Origin of the sequence: Rhodococcus sp. ARC_M12 (assembly GCF_022810385.1) — a bacterium.
Lineage (GTDB): Bacteria > Actinomycetota > Actinomycetes > Mycobacteriales > Mycobacteriaceae > Rhodococcoides > Rhodococcoides navarretei.
The window spans coordinates 115,389-137,073 of sequence record NZ_JALGQI010000013.1 but is presented as its reverse complement, the minus strand read 5'-3'; the positions used below and the strand labels follow the sequence as shown (position 1 = coordinate 137,073).

General features: G+C 65.5%; 17 protein-coding genes. 13 read left to right on the top strand and 4 right to left on the bottom strand.

Going from position 1 to position 21,685, the window contains the following annotated elements; all coding sequences use genetic code 11:
- Positions 1-35: 35 nt before the first annotated feature.
- Entirely contained in the window at positions 36-758 is a 723-nt protein-coding gene (locus tag MTX35_RS17465) for a hypothetical protein (RefSeq protein ID WP_243596215.1), read from the bottom strand.
- 221 nt (positions 759-979) lie between these two features.
- On the opposite strand from MTX35_RS17465, the gene MTX35_RS17460 reads away from it, so the two are divergent.
- The 3 genes from MTX35_RS17460 to MTX35_RS17450 all read left to right on the top strand — a co-directional run bounded on the left by MTX35_RS17460 (position 980) and on the right by MTX35_RS17450 (position 4,418).
- Positions 980-2,455, top strand: a complete 1,476-nt coding sequence (locus MTX35_RS17460; RefSeq protein WP_243596182.1) for an iron ABC transporter permease — start codon at positions 980-982, stop codon at positions 2,453-2,455.
- A gap of 101 nt (positions 2,456-2,556) precedes the next feature.
- The gene (locus MTX35_RS17455) at positions 2,557-3,552 is read left to right on the top strand and encodes an iron chelate uptake ABC transporter family permease subunit (RefSeq protein ID WP_243596181.1); all 996 of its coding nucleotides are present in this window, start codon (positions 2,557-2,559) and stop codon (positions 3,550-3,552) included.
- Positions 3,549-4,418 carry an ABC transporter ATP-binding protein gene (locus tag MTX35_RS17450; protein ID WP_243596180.1) on the top strand — a complete coding sequence of 290 codons (870 nt, stop codon included), beginning with the start codon at positions 3,549-3,551 and terminating at the stop codon, positions 4,416-4,418. The genes MTX35_RS17455 and MTX35_RS17450 overlap by 4 nt, the downstream gene beginning before the upstream one ends.
- 10 nt (positions 4,419-4,428) lie before the next feature.
- Here MTX35_RS17450 and MTX35_RS17445 read toward each other — a convergent pair whose 3' ends face one another.
- Positions 4,429-6,951, bottom strand: a complete 2,523-nt coding sequence (locus MTX35_RS17445) for a bifunctional lysylphosphatidylglycerol flippase/synthetase MprF (RefSeq protein ID WP_243596214.1) — start codon at positions 6,949-6,951, stop codon at positions 4,429-4,431.
- Positions 6,952-7,064: 113 nt separating this feature from the next.
- Positions 7,065-8,366, bottom strand: a complete 1,302-nt coding sequence (locus MTX35_RS17440; protein ID WP_243596179.1) for an esterase family protein — start codon at positions 8,364-8,366, stop codon at positions 7,065-7,067.
- 198 nt (positions 8,367-8,564) lie between these two features.
- Between MTX35_RS17440 and MTX35_RS17435 the strand changes: the two genes are divergently transcribed.
- The 4 genes from MTX35_RS17435 (at position 8,565) to gndA (ending at position 13,571) form a co-directional block, all read left to right on the top strand.
- Complete coding sequence (locus tag MTX35_RS17435) at positions 8,565-8,981, top strand: BlaI/MecI/CopY family transcriptional regulator (protein WP_243596178.1); 417 nt, start codon at positions 8,565-8,567, stop codon at positions 8,979-8,981.
- A gap of 23 nt (positions 8,982-9,004) precedes the next feature.
- Positions 9,005-9,961, top strand: coding sequence for a M56 family metallopeptidase (locus MTX35_RS17430; protein ID WP_243596177.1), 957 nt, complete (start codon positions 9,005-9,007; stop codon positions 9,959-9,961).
- Between the two features lie 277 nt (positions 9,962-10,238).
- A complete protein-coding gene (locus tag MTX35_RS17425; protein ID WP_374230318.1) occupies positions 10,239-11,960 on the top strand; it encodes a DEAD/DEAH box helicase in 1,722 nt (573 codons plus the stop codon).
- A gap of 159 nt (positions 11,961-12,119) precedes the next feature.
- Complete coding sequence (gndA, locus tag MTX35_RS17420; protein ID WP_243596176.1) at positions 12,120-13,571, top strand: NADP-dependent phosphogluconate dehydrogenase; 1,452 nt, start codon at positions 12,120-12,122, stop codon at positions 13,569-13,571.
- A gap of 68 nt (positions 13,572-13,639) precedes the next feature.
- Here the strand turns inward: gndA and MTX35_RS17415 are convergent, their stop codons facing one another.
- Complete coding sequence (locus MTX35_RS17415; protein ID WP_243596175.1) at positions 13,640-14,110, bottom strand: DUF4262 domain-containing protein; 471 nt, start codon at positions 14,108-14,110, stop codon at positions 13,640-13,642.
- A 145-nt stretch (positions 14,111-14,255) separates the two neighbouring features.
- Between MTX35_RS17415 and MTX35_RS17410 the strand changes: the two genes are divergently transcribed.
- From MTX35_RS17410 to MTX35_RS17385, 6 genes are all read left to right on the top strand, one after another.
- Positions 14,256-15,560 (top strand): DEAD/DEAH box helicase, encoded by a 1,305-nt coding sequence (locus MTX35_RS17410; RefSeq protein WP_243596174.1) that lies wholly within the window; start codon positions 14,256-14,258, stop codon positions 15,558-15,560.
- Positions 15,557-16,456, top strand: coding sequence for a DMT family transporter (locus MTX35_RS17405; protein ID WP_243596173.1), 900 nt, complete (start codon positions 15,557-15,559; stop codon positions 16,454-16,456). Before MTX35_RS17410 ends, MTX35_RS17405 begins: the two co-directional genes overlap by 4 nt.
- Positions 16,457-16,467: 11 nt before the next feature.
- On the top strand, positions 16,468-17,904 hold the full coding sequence (locus MTX35_RS17400) for a GuaB1 family IMP dehydrogenase-related protein (RefSeq protein ID WP_243596172.1): 1,437 nt from the start codon (positions 16,468-16,470) through the stop codon (positions 17,902-17,904).
- Between the two features lie 330 nt (positions 17,905-18,234).
- Positions 18,235-19,614: a hemolysin family protein gene (locus MTX35_RS17395; RefSeq protein ID WP_243596171.1), complete on the top strand. Its 1,380-nt coding sequence runs from the start codon at positions 18,235-18,237 to the stop codon at positions 19,612-19,614.
- Positions 19,607-20,743: a hemolysin family protein gene (locus MTX35_RS17390; protein WP_243596170.1), complete on the top strand. Its 1,137-nt coding sequence runs from the start codon at positions 19,607-19,609 to the stop codon at positions 20,741-20,743. Before MTX35_RS17395 ends, MTX35_RS17390 begins: the two co-directional genes overlap by 8 nt.
- Positions 20,744-21,658, top strand: coding sequence for a 3-methyladenine DNA glycosylase (locus MTX35_RS17385; RefSeq protein WP_243596169.1), 915 nt, complete (start codon positions 20,744-20,746; stop codon positions 21,656-21,658).
- The last annotated feature ends 27 nt before the right edge of the window (positions 21,659-21,685 follow it).

Below are 21,685 nucleotides of genomic sequence, written 5' to 3'. Positions count from 1 at the left end.
AAGCATAGGCAAACCTTAGTTGATGCGCAAGGGAGTCACGACGCCCGCAGCCGCACCCGGCCAGGCACCCCGACGCGTGACCGGACGGGAGCCCCCGCAGCGACCATCGCGTCGAGCAACATCTGACCTCTGCGCGCACCGGCAGATGCGCCCGCCCCCGCAAGAATCGGCACGTACGTCGAGGCCCCGAGGATGGCGTCGCCCACCAGAGCCCAGAAGACTCGCGCGTCCAGCGGTGCGCGCTCCGACACCGCGCGGTGGACCGCACCGAGCGAGGTCGTGCAGCGGTGCGCCGTCCAGACCAACAAGGCCCGTTCGCATGGGAGCGTGACCGTGCCGGGCTCACCCGCAGCCGGGTCCTCCGGTAGGACTCTCAGGATCGGCGATCCTACTCCCGCCCAATCGATTCCGCCGTCGCTGTCCATGTGGATCCACAGATTGTCGATGCCCGGATCCCAGGCGCGTGCCTCCAGAACCAGCAGCGCGGTCACGCGGCCGACGACGGCGTGGATCAAGGCCGTCGCGACCTGCACTGCCGCGGCCTCCGGAACATCGAGATCCTCGAGCGACCGTCGGTACATCTGCTCCACGCGGCCGTCGTCGAGGCCCACGGCCAACTGCCACCAGCGTCGCTTTCCCTCGTTCGCCATCGCTGCCACCGCGTACATCCGCGGATAATCGGGATTCAGCGCGCGCAGGGTTGCACACGAGTCGGCCAACAACGTCGCCGCGCCGGATCGATTCGAGAATCGATGCATATCGGCCCAGCCCGTGAATTCCGCGGTTGCAACTGACACCTGAAATCTCCTCGCAGTTCGTGGCGGGTGCACGCATCGCACCTCGGCCCCTGTGTGTAGGTTAGCCTAACCAGATCTCAAAACGGGACAGGTACCGCTATCCTTACCTCGCCTCACGCGGCGAGCAAGGGTTCCGTAACCTAAACCGAGTCCCTTCGATACAGCGAGGAGTCACGACCACAGTGACAACTGCTCCGCTACTCGGCCCCCACGGCGCTCGCCGGTCTCCCGACGAGCAGTACGGGACCCAGGACGTGCCCGCGGGACCGCCGCCGCGGAGTTCTCGCATCGCCGCTGCTGCGATCGATGCCCTGATCGTGCTGCTCCCGCTCTTCGTAGGCTGGTCGATCGTCGACGCGCTCCGTGACGACAACGGTGGCGGCCAGGCGGACCGATTCGTGTTCGGCACGATCGCCGTATGCGTCGCGCTGGCTCTGTTCGTCTGGAACCGCGGATACCGCGACGGCAACGAAGGCCAGAGCACCGGTCGACGTTGGATGGGCCTGACGCTGCGTGACAGCACCACGCACGACCCGATCGGCGCGCGGCGTGCCCTCGGACGCCAGTTCCGCATAGGTGCTGCATCGTCCGAGGTGGTGCGTGACAAGACGGCTGTCGCGGACGGGTTCGAGCCCATCCCCAAGGACGGTTCGGTCGCAGCCATTCGACGGCGGAGATTGCTCGGCTTGGCAGTCCTGGTCGCAGCTCTCGTGGCCGGGATACTCGCGAGCATCGCCATCGGTGCCCGGCCACTGACGTTCGCCGAGATCGCGCACGCCCTGCTGAATTCGACGGGCACCGACACCGACATCATCGTGCGCACGTTGCGGATTCCCCGCACGGTGCTCGCACTGGTCGTCGGCATCGCGCTCGGTATCGCAGGTGCCCTCATCCAAGGGCACACGCGCAACCCGTTGGCCGACGCCAGCCTGCTCGGCCTCAATGCCGGTGCGGCGTTCTTCGTGGTGATGGCCATCTACCTGTTCCGATTCACCTCACCGAGTCAGTACCTGTGGTTCGCGTTCGCCGGCTCTGCGGTGGCGAGCGTCGTCGTGTTCGGACTGTCGTCGATCGGATCGGGCAGATCGAGTCCGATCAATCTGGCCCTGGCCGGAGCGGGCGTCGCGTTCTTTCTCTCGGCGATGACCAACGCAGTCGTACTGCTCGATCAGACCAGCCTCGACGGCTACCGCTTCTGGGTGGTCGGATCGGTCGCAGGACGCGGCCTCGATGTGCTGTGGCAGGTATTGCCCTTCCTGGTGATCGGCGTTCTGATCGCACTCGCGAGCACTCCCGGCCTGAATGTCATGAGCCTCGGTGAGGACGTCGCACGCTCGCTCGGGACCAACATCGCGATCACCCGAACTGTCGGAATCCTCGCCATCACGCTGCTGACCGGCGCAGCGACTGCCGCGTGCGGACCCATTGCGTTCGTCGGCCTGGTCGTGCCGCACATCGCTCGGGCGGTGACGGGACCCGACTACCGCTGGCTGGTCCCCTACGCGGGGCTCATGGGCGGAGTGATGCTGATGATCGCCGACGTCATCGGACGCGTCGTGGTGCGCCCGGGCGAGCTACAGGTGGGCATCGTTCTGGCCCTGATCGGAGCGCCCTTCTTCATCGCCCTCGTTCGACGCAGAAAGCTGGTCGGCCTGTGACCGCCGATGTACGGTCCCCCGCGCCCCCGTCCGGTACCGGCGCGGTTCGCACTCGGCCTCCGTTTCGCCTCGGCCCGATCTCGACCGTCCGACGGCCGCTCATGGTTCTGACCACCGCCCTGCTGGCCGTGGCACTGGTGCTGGTCATGTGCGTGAACATCGGCCGGGGCGACTTTCCGCTGTCGATAGCTCAGGTCCTCGACGTCCTGCTCGGTGGTGGCTCGAGGATCGAGCGCTTCATCGTGATGGACCTGCGCCTGCCGCGATCTCTGACCGGGCTGCTGGTCGGAGCCGCACTCGGTATATCCGGGGCCATCACCCAGTCGATTTCCCGCAACGCGCTCGCCAGCCCCGACATCCTCGGTATCACCGCCGGTTCCAGTGCCGCAGCGGTCGCATTGATCGTGCTCGGCGGAGGCGGCAGCTTCAGCGGTCTGCTCGCTACTCTTGGCCTGCCACTCGCGGCCCTGATCGGCGGTCTGCTCACCGCAATCGCGATCTACACCCTCGCCTGGCGAAAAGGTGTCGACGGCTTCCGGCTCATTCTTGTGGGAATTGCCGTCAACGCCATGCTCACGGCCGTGATCGGCTGGCTACTGATCAGCGCCGACATCAACGACGTCTCGCGCGCTCAGGTCTGGCTCAACGGCTCGCTCAACGGTGCCAACTGGGCCTCGGTCTGGCCGGTCGCGGCGGCTGTCGTACTCGTCGGCGGTGGCACCGTCATCGCGACGTTCACCCTCGGCGCGCTACGCCTGGGTGACGACAACGCGCGATCGCTCGGCGTGCGCCTGCAACACAGCCAAGCCATGATGCTGCTCGCTGCTGTCGCGCTCGCGGCGATCGCCACCGCCGCGGCCGGACCCATCGGATTCGTAGCGCTGGCCGCCCCCCAGATCGCGCTGAGGATTCTGCGAACGCCGGGCCCGCCGATCATCGCCTCGGCACTACTGGGTGGATTGCTGGTGGTGGCAAGCGATCTCATCGCGCGCACCATTCTGCCGGTGGAGCTCCCGGTCGGAATCGTCACCTCCGCCCTCGGTGGGCCCTTCCTGCTCTACCTTCTCGTTCGCAGTAATCGAAAGGCTTCCATATGACAATCGGCCACACCTCGCGCCTGATCGCGGAAGACCTCAGCCTCGGTTACGGCGATCGCATCATCGTCGAGCACCTCGATCTCGAAATTCACACCGGTGTCATCACCACGGTCATCGGTCCCAACGGCTGCGGAAAATCGACCCTGCTTCGTTCGCTCGGCCGCCTGCTCAAGCCCAAGGCCGGCAGCGTCACGCTCGACGGTCGGGCGATCTCGTCGATGAAGACCAAGGAGGTGGCTCGCACACTGGGAATGCTGCCTCAGGCACCGACCGCTCCCGAGGGGCTCACTGTCGCCGATCTGGTGTCGCGCGGTCGCCATCCGCACCAGTCGTGGATCCGGCAGTGGAGCTCGGACGACGAGGCCGAGGTGGCGAACGCGTTGGAACTGACCGGAGTCGCAGATCTCGCCGACCGGCCCGTCGACGAACTGTCCGGCGGCCAACGGCAGCGCGCATGGATCTCGATGGCGCTGGCCCAGGGCACCGACATTCTGCTCCTCGACGAGCCGACCACGTACCTCGATCTGGCGCACTCCATCGAAGTCCTGGACCTCGTCGACCGGCTGCACGACGAACTCGGCCGCACCATCGTGATGGTGCTGCACGACCTCAACTTGGCAATTCGCTACAGCGACCGGTTGATCGTGATGAAGCAGGGACAGATCGTCACCTCGGGTCGGCCGCAGGACGTCATTTCCGAGCAGCTTCTGCTCGACGTATTCGGCCTCGAAGCCGCCGTGATCGAGGACCCGATGTCCGATCGCCCACTCGTCGTTCCGATCGGCACTCGGCACGTGTACGGGTCGGTCGGCGGGCCGGTGAAGTCACTGCACCGTTCTGCTGCAGAACCGTTCACCACCAACTGACGAGCCGGCGTCACCGCTCGATCATGGTGCGCACCAGCTTGACACCCTGACCGATCGACACGTCCGGCAGATATGCGCGGCCGATCGCGTTGCCGATACTGGGCAGAGCGGCCGGATCCGCGAAGGTCATGTGCATCGGTTCGTAGCGAGGCTGGAACTTCGATTTGAACGCCAACAAGGAACGGAATCCGTAGACGGGTTCGAGGGTGCTTCCGAGGACATCGAGCAGCCGCTCCAACAGTCCCGACAGCGTCGATTGCTCGGCACTGGCCACGTGTTCGGGTTGCTTCTCGTCGACTTTGGCCAGGGGCGCTCCCGAGAGACTGAGGAATCTGGCCCCCTCCTGTTCGAGCAGCAGAGCGGCCGATGCGATGAGAAATTCCATCGTGGGTCGAAACCCTTCGGATCGCCGTCTCATGAAATCGAGCGTCCAACCGACGATGACTCCATCCTCGTAGACCGGCATCCACGAGGTCACGCCGTGCACGGTCCGTTGCTCGTCGACGGCGATCAGGCACCGCACGTTCTCGTCGTCGACCTCCTCGAGACCGCCGAGGGTGAAGCCCATCTCGGGCATGCCCTTGTCTGCGACCCACTCCTCCGAAATGGCAGTGATCTGGTCCGTGATCGCCAGCGGAGCAGAAGGAAAACGAATCCACTCTGCGACGACGCCGGCTTTTTTCGCTCTGTTCAGTGCAGTCCGCACATCCTGGAATCGTTTGCCGGTGAAGGCAATTCCGTCCAGGTCGAGGACCGTTTCCTCACCGACCTGAATTCCGCCCCAGCCGAGGGAATCGGTGCTGCGGCGGACGTCGGGGGTGACGGAGTAGAAGCATGGAATCCATCCGTTCCTCGACGCGAACTCCGCGAAGTCGACGACGTTGTCCCGCAGGGACTCCCGTGGACCGACGGGATCGCCGGTGGTCAGTGCCACACCGGAGATGACTCGGTAGGCGACGTAGCTACGGCCGTCCGGACCGAACCAGTACTTGTTGCCGCGCCAGGTCGTCATCCACGACAGAGCAGACCCGCTGCTCGACATCAGCAATCCGCGCGCGCGTTCGGTGGCATCGGTCTCGGTGCCGTACACCGGGGTGAGGAACGTGCTGGCGGCGAGCACGCACACCACCACCCAGAACACCACGCCGGTCCACTCGAAGAGCAGGGTCGTCGGCGTGCTCTGAGGTAGCAGGGCGGGTTCGAGCCACTGCAGATAGACCGGGGGAATCAATCGTTGCGGGAAGTCCGCCAGTAACCCGCCGAAGGACGCCGAATCGGCGAACCCGTCGCGGGCCAGATACCCACCGATCGAGTAGATCAGGGCGAGTCCGACCGCCACTCCGACCACCGAGGCCGCCCATCGACGGTAGGTACCCGAAGGTGCCGAGACGTCGAAGAACTTGCGCGTGACGACCAGGACCAGCAGCACGATCAGTGGCAGCAGGAACGGGACCGCAGTGCGGTACGCCGTCGGCGATTCCAATCCGTAGAACAGGGACTGATCGTCACCGGACTCGAGGAACCGGATTGCGAAGTTGGCCACCGACAGTGCGAGCAGAATTCCCTGCGAGACCACCGCCATCGCCCACGCGAAACGCCTGCCTCGACGTAGGCCGTCACTGACCACGAGCAGGAACAAGGACGGCATGATGCTCAGGATCGTCGGGCCGACTCCCCCGAGTCTGAGATCGAGCAGACCACGACGGCATTCGACCGGGTCGGTGGTCGCGTCGGAGCAGATTTCGCGCACCTCGGCCGCCGTGTACGGCACTCCCCGCACTACATCACGAAGTACCGCGAACGGCCCGACAGCGTTGGGACTCAGGGCAGCCAGCACCGGGCCGAGGGCACTCGCGGCGACGATCAGCGCAACCAACACCCGACCTTCGCGTTGGGTACCCGCCAATCGAGGTCCGCGGGCAGATCGCCCGACGATCCATGGTCCGACGATCAGACCGATCACCGCCGCAGCGAGCCGAACGACGTCCTGCAGGTGTCCACCGAACAAGGCCAACGTCACCAGCAGGGCCAGCACGCCGACGCGGATTCGCCTGCGCCACAACGTATCCATTCGCGAGGTCGCGACCAGGACCACGCCGAAGATCCAGGTCGTCGGGCCCACAGCGGTTCCGACGTGCAACCGGAAGCCCCAGTCCGCGTCGAAGGTCTTGGCCAGGGCCGCGAGACCGAGACCGAGCAGCGAGCCGGCCACCTGCGTCACGAATGCTGCGACGGCGAAGCGACGGGATCCGATCCGGCGCTCGATCGGTGCGGCGGCGAGCAGCACCCCGACTGTGGCCACCACACAACCGGCGATGTTGGGCGCCGTCAGACCCGAGGTGAGCGGGGTCCACAGGTGCCAGTGCTCGAACGGCATGATGCCCACGGCGAAGTACTTGTCCATCTCGCCCCGGTTGTCCACGACCGCAGCGACGATGCCCATCACCCAGACGAGGGCGAGCAAGGTGAAACTCACCGGTGCTCCCACGGCACCGAACACGATGAGCGCCCACACCCGCCGAAGCTGGCGCATGACTGCAGACGCACCCGACCTCAGGGATTCCGTGCGCTCGGACACCCAGGACGGTTCGGCGTGCGTGGGTGGTTCGGCGTCCGCCGCAGACGGTCGTTCCGGATCGGTCACGTTCACGAAATCAACCCTGTTCTCGTTGCCAGCCATGGGAGCTCACGGCGGAGCCCTTCCGACCACACCGCGAAGCTGTGCCCGCCCGGTACCTCCACGTACTGCACGTCCATCCCGGCGGCCTTCGCAGCGTTGTACATCTCCTGCTGACCGGATTTGTAGTCGTTGTCGTCCGACCCCACGACGAAAATACCGGCCGAATCGGGGTACTGACGCGATTTCAGCAGGTCGAGTGGGTTGACGGCAGCAAACGCTGCCGGATTTCCGCCGAAAGCCTCGCGGATGGTGCGATCCCTGTCGCCGAGACTGGGCTCGGTCTGACCCGACAGGTCGAGGAAGGTGGGATAGACGTCGGGATGATTCGTCGCCATCTGGATGGAACACGTTCCGCCGTAGGACAGTCCACCGATCGCCCACTGTGCGCGATCCGGATCGACCTGAAGAGCACTGTCGATCCAGTCCGGTACGTCGCGCGACAGGTACGTGTCGACGTTGCCGAGCGGAGAGTCGACACACAGCGGGTTGTCGATCGGCGAACCGGTGCCGTCGGCCACGACCACAACCGGTGCCAGGCCGGCGTGGTCGCGGGCGAAGTTGTCCATCGTCTCGGCGAGCTTGCCGCCGTTGAGCCAGTCCTCCGGGTCACCCGGCTGCCCGGCGAGGAGTACGAGTACCGGCAGCAAAGGACGTGGATCCGAGAAATATGCAGGGGGAAGATATATCTGAGCGTCTCGGGCAGAGAAGTTCGATGCCGTAGCAGGGATGGCAGCCGAGGTGAGGCGACCCGCGGACGGCATTCCCGCTGGTGCGGTCCAGACGGAATCGAGCGGCGTTCCGGTGACGGTTCGAGAAACCGCTGGAGGAACGTCGGAGAACTGAATGCGGGTCGCGGACTCCACCCCCAGCGCAGTACCCACGGTCGGATACGCGTCGAACTTCAGGTTGACGTTCAGCGCAGAGACTGCCACGACGAGCACGGCCGCCACCAACGACGCGAGCGTACCGAGAACCCCGTGCGCCGCCATCGAACGTGGGATCACCGCGATCAGGGCCGCGAGGCCGACCCCGATCCAGACATAGATGGACGTCTCGATCGGATCCGGGAGCGGTCGCCACACCTTTTCGACGACCACGTAACCGATCACGGTGACCACAACGGCCGCCGTTGCCACTATCGGTAGCCCACGTGTCATGTATCGCCGCGAGCGAGAGACGAGCAGCCAGACACCGCCCAGAACTCCGGCCACTGCGACGATGACAGGTAACGGTCCGTCGATCAAAGAAAGGGAATCGAACCAATCCACGTGAAGCTCCGCTCGTCTGACGGATTCGGACCGAGATGCGGCACGAACTGTCGTCAGAATATTCGTCCACGACACCTCGCCGGTGGGGACCCGCCGAAATCGGGCGGCAGCGACTATGACCGATCCCACACCACCCGACAGGTCGGTACTACTACGAGTAGTACGCATCAGCGTCGGAGTAGCCGTAGACTCGGACGAATGGCTGGTCTTGGTGAACTAGAGCGCGCAGTGATGGACCATCTGTGGGAGTCGTCGGATCCCCAGACCGTTCGACAGGTCCACGAGGCGCTTGCGACGCATCGCGAACTCGCGTACACGACGGTGATGACCGTGCTGCAGCGGCTGGCGAAGAAGAAGTTGGTCGTCCAGCAACGCGACGACAGAGCACACCGGTACGCGCCGTTGCACGGCCGCGACGAGTTGGTAGCAAGCCTCATGGTCGACGCTCTGTCGCAGGCACCGGCATCGGGTGGACGCGCAGCGGCTCTCGTGCACTTCGTCGGGCAGGTGGGGGCCGACGAGGCCGCCGCACTCCGTGAGGCACTTGCCGCGCTGGAAGTGGCACAATCGACTACAGAGTCCCCTTCGGCTGGAGATAGCCGTCCGAGGGACTGACGCTCGCCGTAGTAAGTGAGGACATGAACTCGACGACTGCCCTGGTTTTTGCGGTACTCGCGCTGATTCTGGCGGGGCCGGTTCCAGCGGTGCTCGCTCGGGCGACGTGGCCGTACCGGTCACCCCGCGCCGCCCTCGTGCTGTGGCAGGCGATTGCTCTCGCTGCTGTTCTCTCTGCATTCAGCTCCGGCCTCGCCATCGGCGGACTGCTGTTGGTTCCCGGTCCGGACGGCCGTCCGACGACGGCCCCGACCGACGAGATCGACGCACTGGGTCTCCCTCTGTGGATCCTCTACGTCGTCGTCCTCGCGATCACGCTCGGTATCGGCGCCAAACTGATGTTCTCTGTCGTTCAGGTAGCGATCAGAACTCGCCGCCGCCGGTCCAGGCACCGCGTACTCGTAGATCTCCTGGATCGAAGTGACTTGGGCGAGAACCCTTTTCGTGGTCTTCGGGATGCCGACATTCGAGTGATCGACGCGGCCGAACCGATTGCGTACTGCTTGCCCGGTCTGCGCCAGCGGGTGGTCCTCAGTCGAGGAACACTGGCCAGCCTCTCCGAGGCAGAAGTGACCGCCATACTCAGTCACGAGCGGTCCCATCTTCGGGCCCGCCACGACCTGGTCCTCGAGGCGTTCACCGCGGTCAACGAAGCGTTTCCGCGGATCGTCCGAAGCAAATCCGCCCTCGGCAGCGTGCAATTGCTGGTCGAGCTGCTCGCAGACGATTCGGCGGTCAAGGTGACCGGCCCCACTCCGCTGGCCAGGGCACTGGTCACGTGTGCCGGGTCCACCGCACCGCGTGGTGCGATGGCGGCCGGTGGACCGCACACCCTGATCCGTGTTCAACGCTTGAGCGGACCGGGCAGCGATGTACGCATTGCCGCGGCTGCCTACGCAGCGGCCGTGGTGATCCTCGTTCTCCCCACGATCTACGTCGCCATGCCGTGGCTGGAGGAACTGAGCAAGCTCGTCGGGTGAGTCGGCACGCGATCGGGGTCGCACAGGTCACATCTACTCGAGTCGAACAATTCGCGATACGTCCCGTACAGTAGAGACCGGTCGCCATCGCGACCTAGCAATCGAAATGGCACAAACAGCCCCACTTTATGCAGTTCTCAGCTGCATTCTGATGGCCAGGTGACAGTGCCCTGGCTCGTATCAATGTGTTCTGGCTGTTTTTCGTGTTTCCCGGTTCTTCGGGTGCTCTCAGCTTCGGGCTTATTGGCGTGCCCGTAATCCGGAGAGGCTTTACTGCGTGACCCACGCTGTTTCCAACACACCCGTTTCCACCACTTCCGACGCCACGGCAGTCCCGACGCCCGTAGCGGCACCGGCCTTCACCTTTGCCGATCTCGGACTGCCCGAGGCAGTCGTCGCCGCATTGGCGCGCAACTCGATCACCGTGCCCTCCCCCATCCAGGAGAAGGCGCTCCCCGACGCGATCGCCGGCAAGAACGTCCTCGGTCGCGCGCAGACAGGTTCGGGCAAGACCCTTGCCTTCGGCCTGCCGATCCTGCAACGACTGTCGCTGCACACCGACCGACCGGCCGCGAAGCGCCCGCGTTCACTGGTGCTGGTTCCCACCCGCGAGCTCGCCTTCCAGGTCGTCGAATCTCTCGCTCCCTACGCCAATGCGCAGGGCCTGCGAGTCATGCCCGCCGTCGGCGGCACCCCGTTCAACAAGCAGGTCGAGCAGCTCCGACGCGGAGTCGACGTTCTCGTCGCCACCCCCGGCCGCCTCGCCGATCACCTTCGTCAGGGCACCTGCATCCTGGACTCCATCGAGATCACCGCCCTCGACGAGGCCGATCAGATGGCCGACATGGGCTTCCTGCCCGAGGTGCGTGCCGTCCTCGCCGACACTCCGGCAGACGGACAGCGCATGCTGTTCTCGGCAACCCTCGACCGTGAGGTTCAGTCGCTGGTTCGCCAGTTCCTGCCCGATCACGTCGAGCACTCCACCCAGGACGGCAAAGCCAGCGTCCGGACCATGGATCACTACGTACTCATGGTCGACCGGGGTCAGAAGGATCTGGTTCTCTCCGAGATCGGTGCCCGCGAAGGCGGCCGCACCATCATGTTCGCGCGTACCAAGCTGGGCTGCGACGGAATCACCGACCGTCTGCGTGCGCTCGGTATCGCCGCGGAGTCACTCCACGGTGGCAAGGCACAGAATCAGCGCACCCGCGTTCTCGAGCGCTTCAAGAACGGCCGTACCCCCGTTCTCGTCGCCACCGACGTCGCTGCTCGCGGAATCCACGTCGACGGTATCGACCTGGTCGTTCACGTCGACCCGCCCGCAGACCACAAGGACTACCTGCACCGCGCAGGACGCACAGCACGCGCCGGGGAAAAGGGCACCGTTGTCGCGATCGTGCTCCCCAACCAGCGTCGTCAGGTTCTGCGTCTGACCGGTATGGCCGGCGTCAAGGCCACCGCCGTCAACGTCTCGCCCGGTTCGGCCGAGCTGAACAGCATCACCGGGGCGAAGAAGCCGACCGGTGAGCCCCTGCGCGCCGAGTCCGCTCCCCGTGACCGGAACAGCCGTCCCGGCTACCAGGGATCGAACCCACGCAGCGGCGGCGGATACCAGGGCTCCAACCCGCGCAGCAGTGGCGGCTACCAGGGCTCGAACCCCCGCAGCAGTGGCGGCTACCAGGGCTCCAATCCGCGCAGCGGCGAGGGCTACCAGGGAGACCGTCCCCGCACCGGCTACCAGGGTTCGAACCCGCGTGGCGAGGGCTACCAGGGTTCCAATCCCCGCAGCGGCGGCGGCTACCAGGGCTCCAACCCGCGCAGCGGCGAGGGCTACCAGGGAGACCGTCCGCGTCGCTCCGACTCGAGCTCGTACCGTGGCTCCGACAACCGTCGTCCCGCGTCCGGCCCCCGCCAGGACGAGCACCGCTCCGGAGGCTTCCGCAGCCGCACGGAACGCCGTTCGTACGACGGTTTCGACGGTCCGGCTCGCAGCCACTGATCGGTTCGTCACCGTGAGGTCGTGATCCGACCGGAACTGCAACAACGGGTGCCGCATTCTTCGCGAATGCGGCACCCGTTGTCGTTCTGTCGGACTGGGTTCGACGCAGACCCGGGGGGTTGGCTCGCGCGAAATTGCTCGGCAGGGAAAGCTGTCTGTATGACCTCAGAAGCAGAACCGACAGAACTGGCTCAGATCGGAGTCACCGGACTCGCCGTCATGGGCTCCAACATCGCCCGCAACTTCGCGAACCACGGCCACACCGTCGCATTGCACAACCGCAGTGTCGCCAAGACCGATGCCTTGATTTCCGAGCACGGCTCCGAAGGCACCTTCATCCGCACCGAAACCATCGAAGAGTTCGTCGCCGCTCTCGCGAAGCCGCGCCGAGTGCTCATCATGGTCAAGGCAGGAGACCCCACCGACGCGGTGATCGAGGAGCTTGCAGGCGCGATGGAGGAGGGCGACATCATCATCGACGGTGGCAACGCTCTCTACACCGACACCATTCGCCGCGAGGCGGCCATGAAGGAGCGCGGGCTGCTCTTCGTCGGTGCCGGCATCTCGGGCGGTGAAGAAGGCGCGCTCAACGGCCCGTCGATCATGCCGGGTGGTCCGGCCGAGTCCTACAAGGCACTCGGTCCGCTGCTGGAATCCATCGCGGCACAGGTCGACGGCACACCGTGCTGCACCCACATCGGCCCCGACGGCTCCGGCCACTTCGTCAAGATGGTGCACAACGGCATCGAGTACGCCGACATGCAGCTCATCGGCGAGGCATACAACCTGTTCCGCGACGCCCTCGGCTACACGCCTGCCCAGGTGGCAGACGTGTTCACCGAGTGGAACAACGGGGACCTCGAGAGCTACCTCGTCGAGATCACCGCCGAGGTGCTCCGCCAGGTCGACGCCAAGACCGGTCAGCCTCTCGTCGATGTGATCGTCGACGCTGCGGAACAGAAGGGCACCGGCCGGTGGACCGTCAAGGCGGCCCTGGATCTGGGTGTTCCCGTCACCGGCATCGCCGAGGCGGTGTTCGCTCGGGCGCTGTCGGGGTCACGGGCTCAGCGCAAGGCAGCCGTCGGACTCGCTTCGGGATCGCTTGCCGACAAGCCCACCGACGCGGAGCAGTTCACACACGACATCAGCCGGGCTCTGTACGCATCGAAGATCGTCGCCTATGCGCAGGGCTTCGACCAGATCGCGGCGGGCAGTGCAGAATACGACTGGAACTTGCACCCCGGTGACCTCGCCACCATCTGGCGTGGTGGGTGCATCATCCGCGCTCGGTTCCTCGATCGCATCAAGGATGCATACGAGGACAACGCCGAACTTCCCAGCCTGATCCTGGCTCCGTACTTTCGTGATGCCATCGAGAACGCCATCGACAGCTGGCGCCGGGTCGTCATCACCGCGGCCTCGCTGGGCATTCCGGTGCCGGCGTTCGCGTCCTCGCTCTCCTACTACGACGCATTGCGGGCAGAGCGTCTACCGGCCGCTCTGACGCAGGGACAGCGGGACTTCTTCGGGGCGCACACCTACGAGCGAACCGACTCGGAAGGCAAGTTCCACACTCTGTGGAGTGGCGATCGTTCCGAGGTCGAAGCCTGACCCACCGTTGTCCATCGGGGGCGCTGCGTGCAGTACGCAGCGCCCCCGATGCACCACCGGGAATTCGGTCAGATGGGCACCGGCCCGAGGACCGGTTGGACCACCGTCGACGGAATGCCCTCCCAGGGCAACGAACCTTCCAGATCCATCCACACCGCCTGCACGGCGCTGAAGCAGCCCTTGCCGTACACGTCGGATGCCGTGTACAGGATGTCTGCACATTCCGGTACATCGATCGTGAACAACTCGAATCCTGCTGCTGAGCAACCGATTCCGGCTTCGAGTTCCAGCATCCCCGAAGCCACCGACGCGCCGAGCGCGTTCAGTATTCGAGAGGACTCGGTCGGCCCACGCCCCGTCAGGACTATTTCCGGACTCCCGAAGTCGGTGAGGCCGACGGTGTAACAGAACGCCGGGTGGATACCCTCCCGGTCGACCTCGGATTCCACGTACTGCAGAGCCCACCCGAATTGCTCCATGGTGCGCCTGACGTCACCGATGTACTCGTCGACGCCGAAGCCTTGACACATCTTGCACATAGCTCCCCCACCCTCTGCGTGCGATCGCCCCCTCGGCAATCGCGATGTCGAACGCGACTCGAACGTGCGTTCTACACGGAGTATCGCGTCGGGTACCGACAAGAAGATTCCGACGCGTGATCGACGCAGCGGTAGGGTCACAGCCATGCCGGGTCAATCCGTTCGATCGTTCGCAGACCTGGGACTGCCTGTGGTTCTCGTCCACTCGCTCAGGAAAGCGGGTGTCTCCGAGCCGTTTCCGATCCAGTCCGCAACCCTGCCCGATGCGCTTGCCGGTCGCGACGTACTCGGACGTGCTCCGACCGGGTCGGGGAAAACGCTGGCGTTCGGACTCCCGCTTCTCGTTCGGCTTGCCGGCCGTCGCAGCGAGCCCGGTGCACCGCGCGGACTGGTATTGGCACCCACTCGTGAATTGGCGCTCCAGATCCACGAAGTCCTCGACGTCCACGGTGCGACGTTCGGCCTGCGCAGCGTCGGTGTGGTCGGCGGGGTTCCGCTCGAGCGCAACGTCCGAGAGATTCAGCGCGGAATCGACATCGTTGTCGCCACCCCCGGTCGTCTCAACGATCTGCTCGAGCGACGTTCGATCGCTCTGGATCGCGTGGAGGTGACGGTGATCGACGAGGCGGATCGCATGGTCGACATGGGATTTCTGCCTCAGATCGAGTCGCTTCTCGGCGCGACACCGGCCGTCGGCCAGCGGTTGCTGTTCTCGGCGACCCTGGACGAGGACGTCGACCGTCTGGTCGAGAAGTTCCTGACCGATCCGGCCGAGCATTCCACAGCGGAGTCGGTCAGTGAGCCCGACATTGCGCACTACGTGTTCAGGATCGACGCTGCACGCAAGACCGACGTGGCGGCCGCACTTGCCAACAGAGACGGTCGCACGTTGTTGTTCGTCCGCACGACCCATGCGGTCGATCGACTCACCGATGACTGTCGACGGCTGGGTGTACCGGTATCGTCGTTGCACGGCAACAAGACTCAGGCGCATCGAACACGTTCGCTCGCCACTTTCGGGGACGGCGAATCGACTGCACTGATCGCAACCGACGTCGCAGCCAGGGGGGTACACGTCGACGACGTCACCCTCGTGGTGCACGTCGACCCTCCGCTCGACTCCAAGGACTACGTGCATCGCGCAGGCCGAACTGCACGCGCCGGTGCCAGCGGAATCGTCGTGACGCTGGCAACCGACGAACAGGTCGAGCACGTGTGCGCCATGGCCGACGATGCCGGTGTCTCGGCAACGGTGGTCGATACCGAGACCGATCCCACCTCCTGGCGTCGATTGACCGGCGCGCGTACCCCTATCGGCCGGCCGTTGCCGCCGCAGGCAGCGGAACCACCGCCGCCGCGCGGTTCACGGCGCGGCGCAGGCTCCGTCCGCCACGAGCGGAGCGGCCGGACCGGGGGCAGGCGGGGCGGAAGCAGAGGACGACGCGGGTGACCGCCTCGTGGCTGTCTGTCGCGCTCGCCCTGGTGTCTTCATTCCTGTTCGCCTGCGCGTCGGTGGCGCAGCAGAGCGCCGCAGCCTCGGTTCCCGAGGGGACGTCCTTGTTCTCGGCGCTGATCCGTAGTCCGCGATGGTGGGTGGGCGTACTCGGTGACGGGGGCGGCTTTGCGGTGCAGATCGCTGCGCTCTGGGTCGGTTCCGTTCTCGTCGTGCAGCCCTTGCTCGTGACTGCCCTGCTGTTCGCACTCCCGATGTCGGCGAAACTGGCGGGCCGTGTATTGCCTGGTTCCACATGGGCGCTCGCTGTCCTTCTGGCCGCCGCCCTTGCGGTGTTCATCGTCGTCGGTGATCCCAGTGAGGGCACTGCCGACGCCCCTCTCTCCGACTGGATCGTGCCGCTGATCTGCGCCGCTGTGGTGATCGGCAACGCTGCCGTGGTCGGGCTGCTGGTGAGCAATCCCGGCGCGCGAGCTCTGCTGCTCGGGGCTGCGGGAGGTCTGCTGTTCGGTCTGGCTGCGGCTCTGACGAAGTTCGTCACCGATCTCGTCGAGAGCGACCTGCTCGGAGCACTGGGTGCCTGGCAGACCTACGCGCTGGTGGGATCAGGAGTCATCGGGTTCTATCTGCAACAGCGCGCATTTCAGGTCGGGCCGCTGTCGGCGTCACTGCCGGCCGTCACGATCGGCGAGCCTCTCGGTGCGGCGTTCATCGGCATCACGGTCCTGGACGAGCGAATCAGAACCGAGGGGGCTGCACTCCCCACCATTGCCGTGGCGGTGTCCGTCATGCTCGTCACGACGATTCTGCTGTCGCGGACCCAGGCGTCGACGCGCATCGAATCGGAGTCGGTGGCCGGGGCGTCGGCACCGTCGGCTGCGCCCGACCGGTAGTCTCGATCAACGTGCAGTTCCTCGATGGTCATCATCCGCCCTACGACCTCACCTACGACGATGTCTTCCTCGTCCCCAGCCGAACCGACGTCACGTCGCGGTTCGATGTCGACCTCGGTACGGTCGACGGCTCGGGAACGACGATCCCGATCGTGGTGTCCAACATGACCGCTGTGTCGGGCCGGCGGATGGCCGAGACCGTCGCACGCCGCGGAGCGATCGCCGTGATCCCGCAGGACCTCCCCACCGAGGCCGTCGCCGAGACCGTCGCATTCGTCAAGAGTCGTGACCTGATCGCGGACACACCTGTCGTCCTCGGCCCCAATGCGTCCGTGTCCGACGCATTGGCGCTGGTGCACAAGCGCGCACACGGATCGGTCGTCATCGTCGAACACGGCAAGCCCATCGGAGTCGTCACCGAGAGCGCCTGCACCGACGTCGACCGATTCGCCCGGCTCAGTTCCGTGGCGTCTACCGACTTCGTCCGCGTCCCCCGCCATGCGTCCCCCAAGGAAGTGTTCGAGCAGATCGAGGCAGCACATGCACACCTCGCCGTCGTCGTCGAGGACGACGGCACGCTGGCGGGTGTCGTGACCAGGACCGGCGCGGTTCGGACCGGTATCTACGCACCTGCAGTCGATGCGTCGGGGCGGCTGAGAATCGCGGCGGCCGTCGGCATCAACGGCAACGTGGCGGAGAAGGCGACTGCGCTGGTCGAGGCCGGTGCCGACGTGCTCGTGATGGACACCGCTCACGGGCATCAGGAGAAGATGCTCGAAGCCCTCGCTGCTGTGCGCTCACTCGATCTCGGCGTTCCCCTGGCGGCCGGCAACGTGGTGTCTGCCCAGGGCACGCGCGATCTGGTGCAGGCGGGCGCGGACATCGTCAAGGTCGGCGTCGGTCCAGGAGCGATGTGCACGACACGAATGATGACCGGCGTCGGGCGCCCGCAGTTCTCGGCTGTCGCCGATTGTTCCGCTGCTGCAGCCGAACTCGGTGCTTCGGTGTGGGCCGACGGCGGTGTGCGCCACCCGCGTGACGTTGCGTTGGCACTGGCTGCCGGTGCTGCGAACGTCATGATCGGGTCGTGGTTCGCCGGCACCTACGAGTCCCCCGGTGACCTGCGTGTCGACGCGTCCGGCAATCGGTACAAAGAGAGCTTCGGCATGGCGTCCAAGCGAGCCGTTGCCGCCCGTACCGCCACCGACGGAGCGTTCGACCGGGCTCGCAAGGCCTTGTTCGAGGAAGGAATCTCCAGTTCTCGGATGCGCCTCGATCCCGATCGGCCCGGTGTCGAGGATCTGATCGACCACATCTGCGCCGGAGTTCGCAGCACCTGCACGTATGCCGGAGCCCGTTCCCTCCCGGAGTTGGCCGAACGAGCAGTTCTGGGAGTTCAGTCCGCGGCCGGATTCGCCGAGGGACGGCCCCTGCCCTCCGGGTGGTGACGGGCACGCACGGTTAGACTCTCCTACAGCAGACACAGCAGTTCGCGCGGGCCGGCCATCAAAAATCGAGCATTCGATTCTCCATGGCCGGCCGAGCGGTCGGATCCACGGCGAGTGGGACCGCAACGCGAACCGACAGAAGGGAATCAGGTGCCCGAGGCACCCACTATTTCGGTTGCCGTTTCGGCAACTGCAGAGCAGCACGACGACGGTTCCACTTCGGAGGGATCCTCTATCGAGCCGGGAGAGAAACCCGGCGACACCAGATTCGACAGCCACGTGCATTCCGGCGGTGCCGTACTCCTGTCTCAACTTCGGCGGCGCTGAGCCGTGGCAACCATCATCACCATCGTCAGCCTGCTGGGTTTCGTCGCCCTGACTGCAGGCACCGCGCTGTTCGTCGCTGCCGAGTTCTCCCTCACTGCTCTCGAACGCAGCGCGGTCGAGTCACAGGCCGAGAACGGAGACCTGCGCTCGCGCCAGGTTCTGCACGCCCACAAGACGCTGTCCTTTCAGCTGTCCGGCGCGCAGCTCGGCATCACCATCACGACACTGATCACCGGATATCTGGCCGAACCGGTACTGGCCGGCTTCATTCGGCCGGTGGCCGACGCGCTCGGTGCCTCCGAGACCCTGTCGGCCGGCATCTCTCTGGCGGTGGCGCTGATCCTGGCCACGTCGTTCTCGATGATTTTCGGTGAGCTGGTCCCGAAGAACATCGCCATCGCGAAACCGATGTCGACCGCTCGTGTCACCGCCGGTGCGATGGCCGGGTTCTCGCTGATCTTCAAGTGGGCCATCAACGGTCTCAACGGCTCGGCCAACTGGCTGGTACGCCGACTCGGCATCGAGCCGGCCGAGGAGCTGAGATCCGCGCGTTCTCCGCAGGAACTGGGTTCGTTGGTTCGCACGTCGGCGAGGCAGGGATCGATCGACGAGAACACCGCCCGACTGGTGGATCGCTCGTTGCAGTTCGGCGACCGCACGGCAGAGGAGCTGATGACGCCGCGAGTCAAGATCGAAACGCTCGCCACGGACGCAACCGTGGCCGATCTGATCGAAACGGCTGCACGCACCGGATTCTCGCGTTTTCCGGTGGTCGACGGCGACCTGGACGACACCGTCGGCGTCGTCCACATCAAGCATGCGTTCACCGTTGCGGGAGCGAACCGTCGCACGACGACGGTCGAGTCCCTTGCGCGCGACGTTCCCGTCGTACCGTCCAGCCTCGACGGTGACGCGGTGATGGAACGGGTACGCGCCGACGGTATGCAGGTCGCGCTCGTCGTCGACGAGTACGGCGGCACAGCGGGCATGGTCACGATGGAGGATCTGATCGAGGAGATCGTCGGTGATGTGCGCGACGAACACGACGAGCCGGAGCTCGATGTCGCCCGCTCGGGAGACGGCTGGGACTGCGCCGGACTGCTGCGCATCGACGAGGTCGCGTCGGCCACCGGATATTCCGCGCCCGAGGGCGAGTACGAAACCATCGGTGGATTGGTCCTGACGGAGTTGGGTCGGATCCCGAGCGAGGGGGACGCAGTTCTGCTGCCTCCCCCGGCGAACGAGGATCCGCTGGAACGGGACGGCGGATGGGTGGCACGAGTGATTCGGATGGACGGTCGTCGCATCGACCGGGTGGTGCTCCTGCCCGTCGACGCGGCGGCTGTGGCTCGGATGAGATCGGAAGGTGAGATCGATGGGTGATGTCTTCGGAGTCGCTCTCGCCGTTCTGCTGCTCGCCGGTAACGCGTTCTTCGTCGGTGCCGAGTTCGCCCTGATCTCGGCCCGCCGCGATCGCCTGGAGGCGCTACTTGCACAGGGCAAGAAGCGTGCCCAGAGCGTCATCGAGGCCGGTCAGAACCTCTCGCAGATGCTTGCCGCCGCCCAGCTCGGCATCACGATCTGCTCGATTCTTCTCGGTCGTGTGGCCGAGCCTGCGGTGGCACACTTGATCGAGGTTCCGCTCGAAGCGGTCGGCATTCCCGAGTCGTTCCTGCACCCGATCGCCTTCGCCATCGCGTTGACCCTCGTGGTCGTTCTGCACATTCTGGTCGGCGAGATGGTGCCCAAGAACATCGCGATCGCGGGTCCGGAAAGCACCGCCATGATTCTGGTGCCGATCCATCTCCTGTTCATCAAGGTGGCGCGGCCGCTGATCTCGTTCTACAACCTGTGCGCCAACCTGACCCTTCGGCTGCTGCGTATCGAGCCGAAGGACGAGCTGAGTTCTTCGGTCTCGGCGGTCGAGTTGTCGCAGATGATCGGCGAATCGCGATCCGAGGGATTGATCGATGCCGAGGAACATCGCAGGCTGCGGCAGGCGCTCGAGACGTCCGGGCGAACGGTGGGTGAGGTTCTGATTCCTTCCCAGCAGGTTCGCAGCATCGAGCTGTCCGGGCCCGATCACACCCTCGGACCCACTCTCGGCTCCGTCGAACGCGCTGTCATCGAAACCGGATTCTCCCGTTATCCAGTGCGCGACGCCTCGGGCGCGCTCGTCGGCTACCTGCATCTCAAGGACGTACTCGACGACATGGCCGACGAAGCGGCGGGACCGGACACGGTCATTCCCCGCAGCGATGTGCGGGCCCTGCCAATGGTCTCCATCGACACGGTGCTCGACGACGCCCTCACCAAGCTGCGTCGTGCCAGCAGCCATCTGGGTGCCGTACACGACGCGACGGGTGCCACGGTCGGCATCGTCGCGCTCGAGGACCTGGTCGAGGAATTCGTCGGCACGGTTCGCGACGGTACGCACCGGGTGGCCGGTCCTCGCCCGGGTCAATCCTCGCCGAGCGTCGAGTCCGTGACCGCTCCCCCACGGAACGCGTGAATGCACGGCTCGACGTTGCTGACCGAGGCGGAGTGGACCACTCGGCGCGCCGCGCACGCGGCACGGGTGGAGAACCTCGTCGGCGACTATCTCACCGATCGGGGCCACGGCGGCGTTCATCCTGTGCTCGATTTCCTGTTCACTTACTACAGTCACCGCCCGGGCCAGCTGCGCCGGTGGAATCCCGGTCACGGCATCGTCCTCACCGGTGAACGTGCGCGAGATTTCGCGGAGTTCGCGTCCTACGAACACGTGGACACCGACGACGGACCGGGCTACCGAGTGCGATCGGACCTGGTGGAGCGACGCCGATCGAGCATCGAATTCACCCTCGGACTGCTCGCTGCCACCCGAGAGCGACCACCCGTTCTCGGCTGCTTCGGACTGCACGAGTGGGCGATGGTCTACCGCGGGGGCACCTCGGCGCAACGGCACGAGCAGGTGCCGCTGCGGCTCGGACACGACGGGACCGATGCCGTGGTCGATTCGATGACGTTGCGGTGCACCCACTACGACGCCTTTCGGTTCTTCACCCCCGATGCCGCGCCGCGCAATGCTCTCGCGCTGTCCTCGGAGTCGCGTCTGACATCCGAACAACCCGGCTGCATTCATGCCTCGATGGATTTGTACAAGTGGTGCTACAAGTTGGGGCCGCTGATCGATTCCGAGTTCCTCACCGACTGCTTCGAGCTCGCTCTGCATGCCCGAACGATCGACATGCGGGCGAGTCCGTACGACTTGAGCGACTACGACCTCGAACCCATTCGGATCGAGACCGCGGCCGGTCGAGCAGAATACGTGCGCGCGCAGGGGGAATTGTCCAGCGAAGCGGCACCTCTACGCTCGGCGTTGATCGCTCGATGCCAGAATTTACTGATCGGCGGCGAGTTCGGCGTCGGACCTACCGCCGAGTAACATCGACAGCGTTGTCGTGGGGACACC

Excerpts from the sequence above, each read along its gene's own strand:
- MTX35_RS17450 (WP_243596180.1), top strand. The coding sequence starts at position 3,549 with ATGACAATCGGCCACACCTCGCGCCTGATCGCGGAAGACCTCAGCCTC.
- MTX35_RS17435 (WP_243596178.1), top strand. The coding sequence starts at position 8,565 with ATGGCTGGTCTTGGTGAACTAGAGCGCGCAGTGATGGACCATCTGTGG.
- gndA (WP_243596176.1), top strand. The coding sequence starts at position 12,120 with ATGACCTCAGAAGCAGAACCGACAGAACTGGCTCAGATCGGAGTCACC.
- MTX35_RS17410 (WP_243596174.1), top strand. The coding sequence starts at position 14,256 with ATGCCGGGTCAATCCGTTCGATCGTTCGCAGACCTGGGACTGCCTGTG.
- MTX35_RS17445 (WP_243596214.1), bottom strand. The coding sequence starts at position 6,951 with ATGCGCCAGCTTCGGCGGGTGTGGGCGCTCATCGTGTTCGGTGCCGTG.
- MTX35_RS17385 (WP_243596169.1), top strand. The coding sequence starts at position 20,744 with ATGCACGGCTCGACGTTGCTGACCGAGGCGGAGTGGACCACTCGGCGC.
- MTX35_RS17455 (WP_243596181.1), top strand. The coding sequence starts at position 2,557 with ATGGTTCTGACCACCGCCCTGCTGGCCGTGGCACTGGTGCTGGTCATG.
- MTX35_RS17390 (WP_243596170.1), top strand. The coding sequence starts at position 19,607 with ATGGGTGATGTCTTCGGAGTCGCTCTCGCCGTTCTGCTGCTCGCCGGT.
- MTX35_RS17415 (WP_243596175.1), bottom strand. The coding sequence starts at position 14,110 with ATGTGCAAGATGTGTCAAGGCTTCGGCGTCGACGAGTACATCGGTGAC.
- MTX35_RS17430 (WP_243596177.1), top strand. The coding sequence starts at position 9,005 with ATGAACTCGACGACTGCCCTGGTTTTTGCGGTACTCGCGCTGATTCTG.
- MTX35_RS17465 (WP_243596215.1), bottom strand. The coding sequence starts at position 758 with ATGCATCGATTCTCGAATCGATCCGGCGCGGCGACGTTGTTGGCCGAC.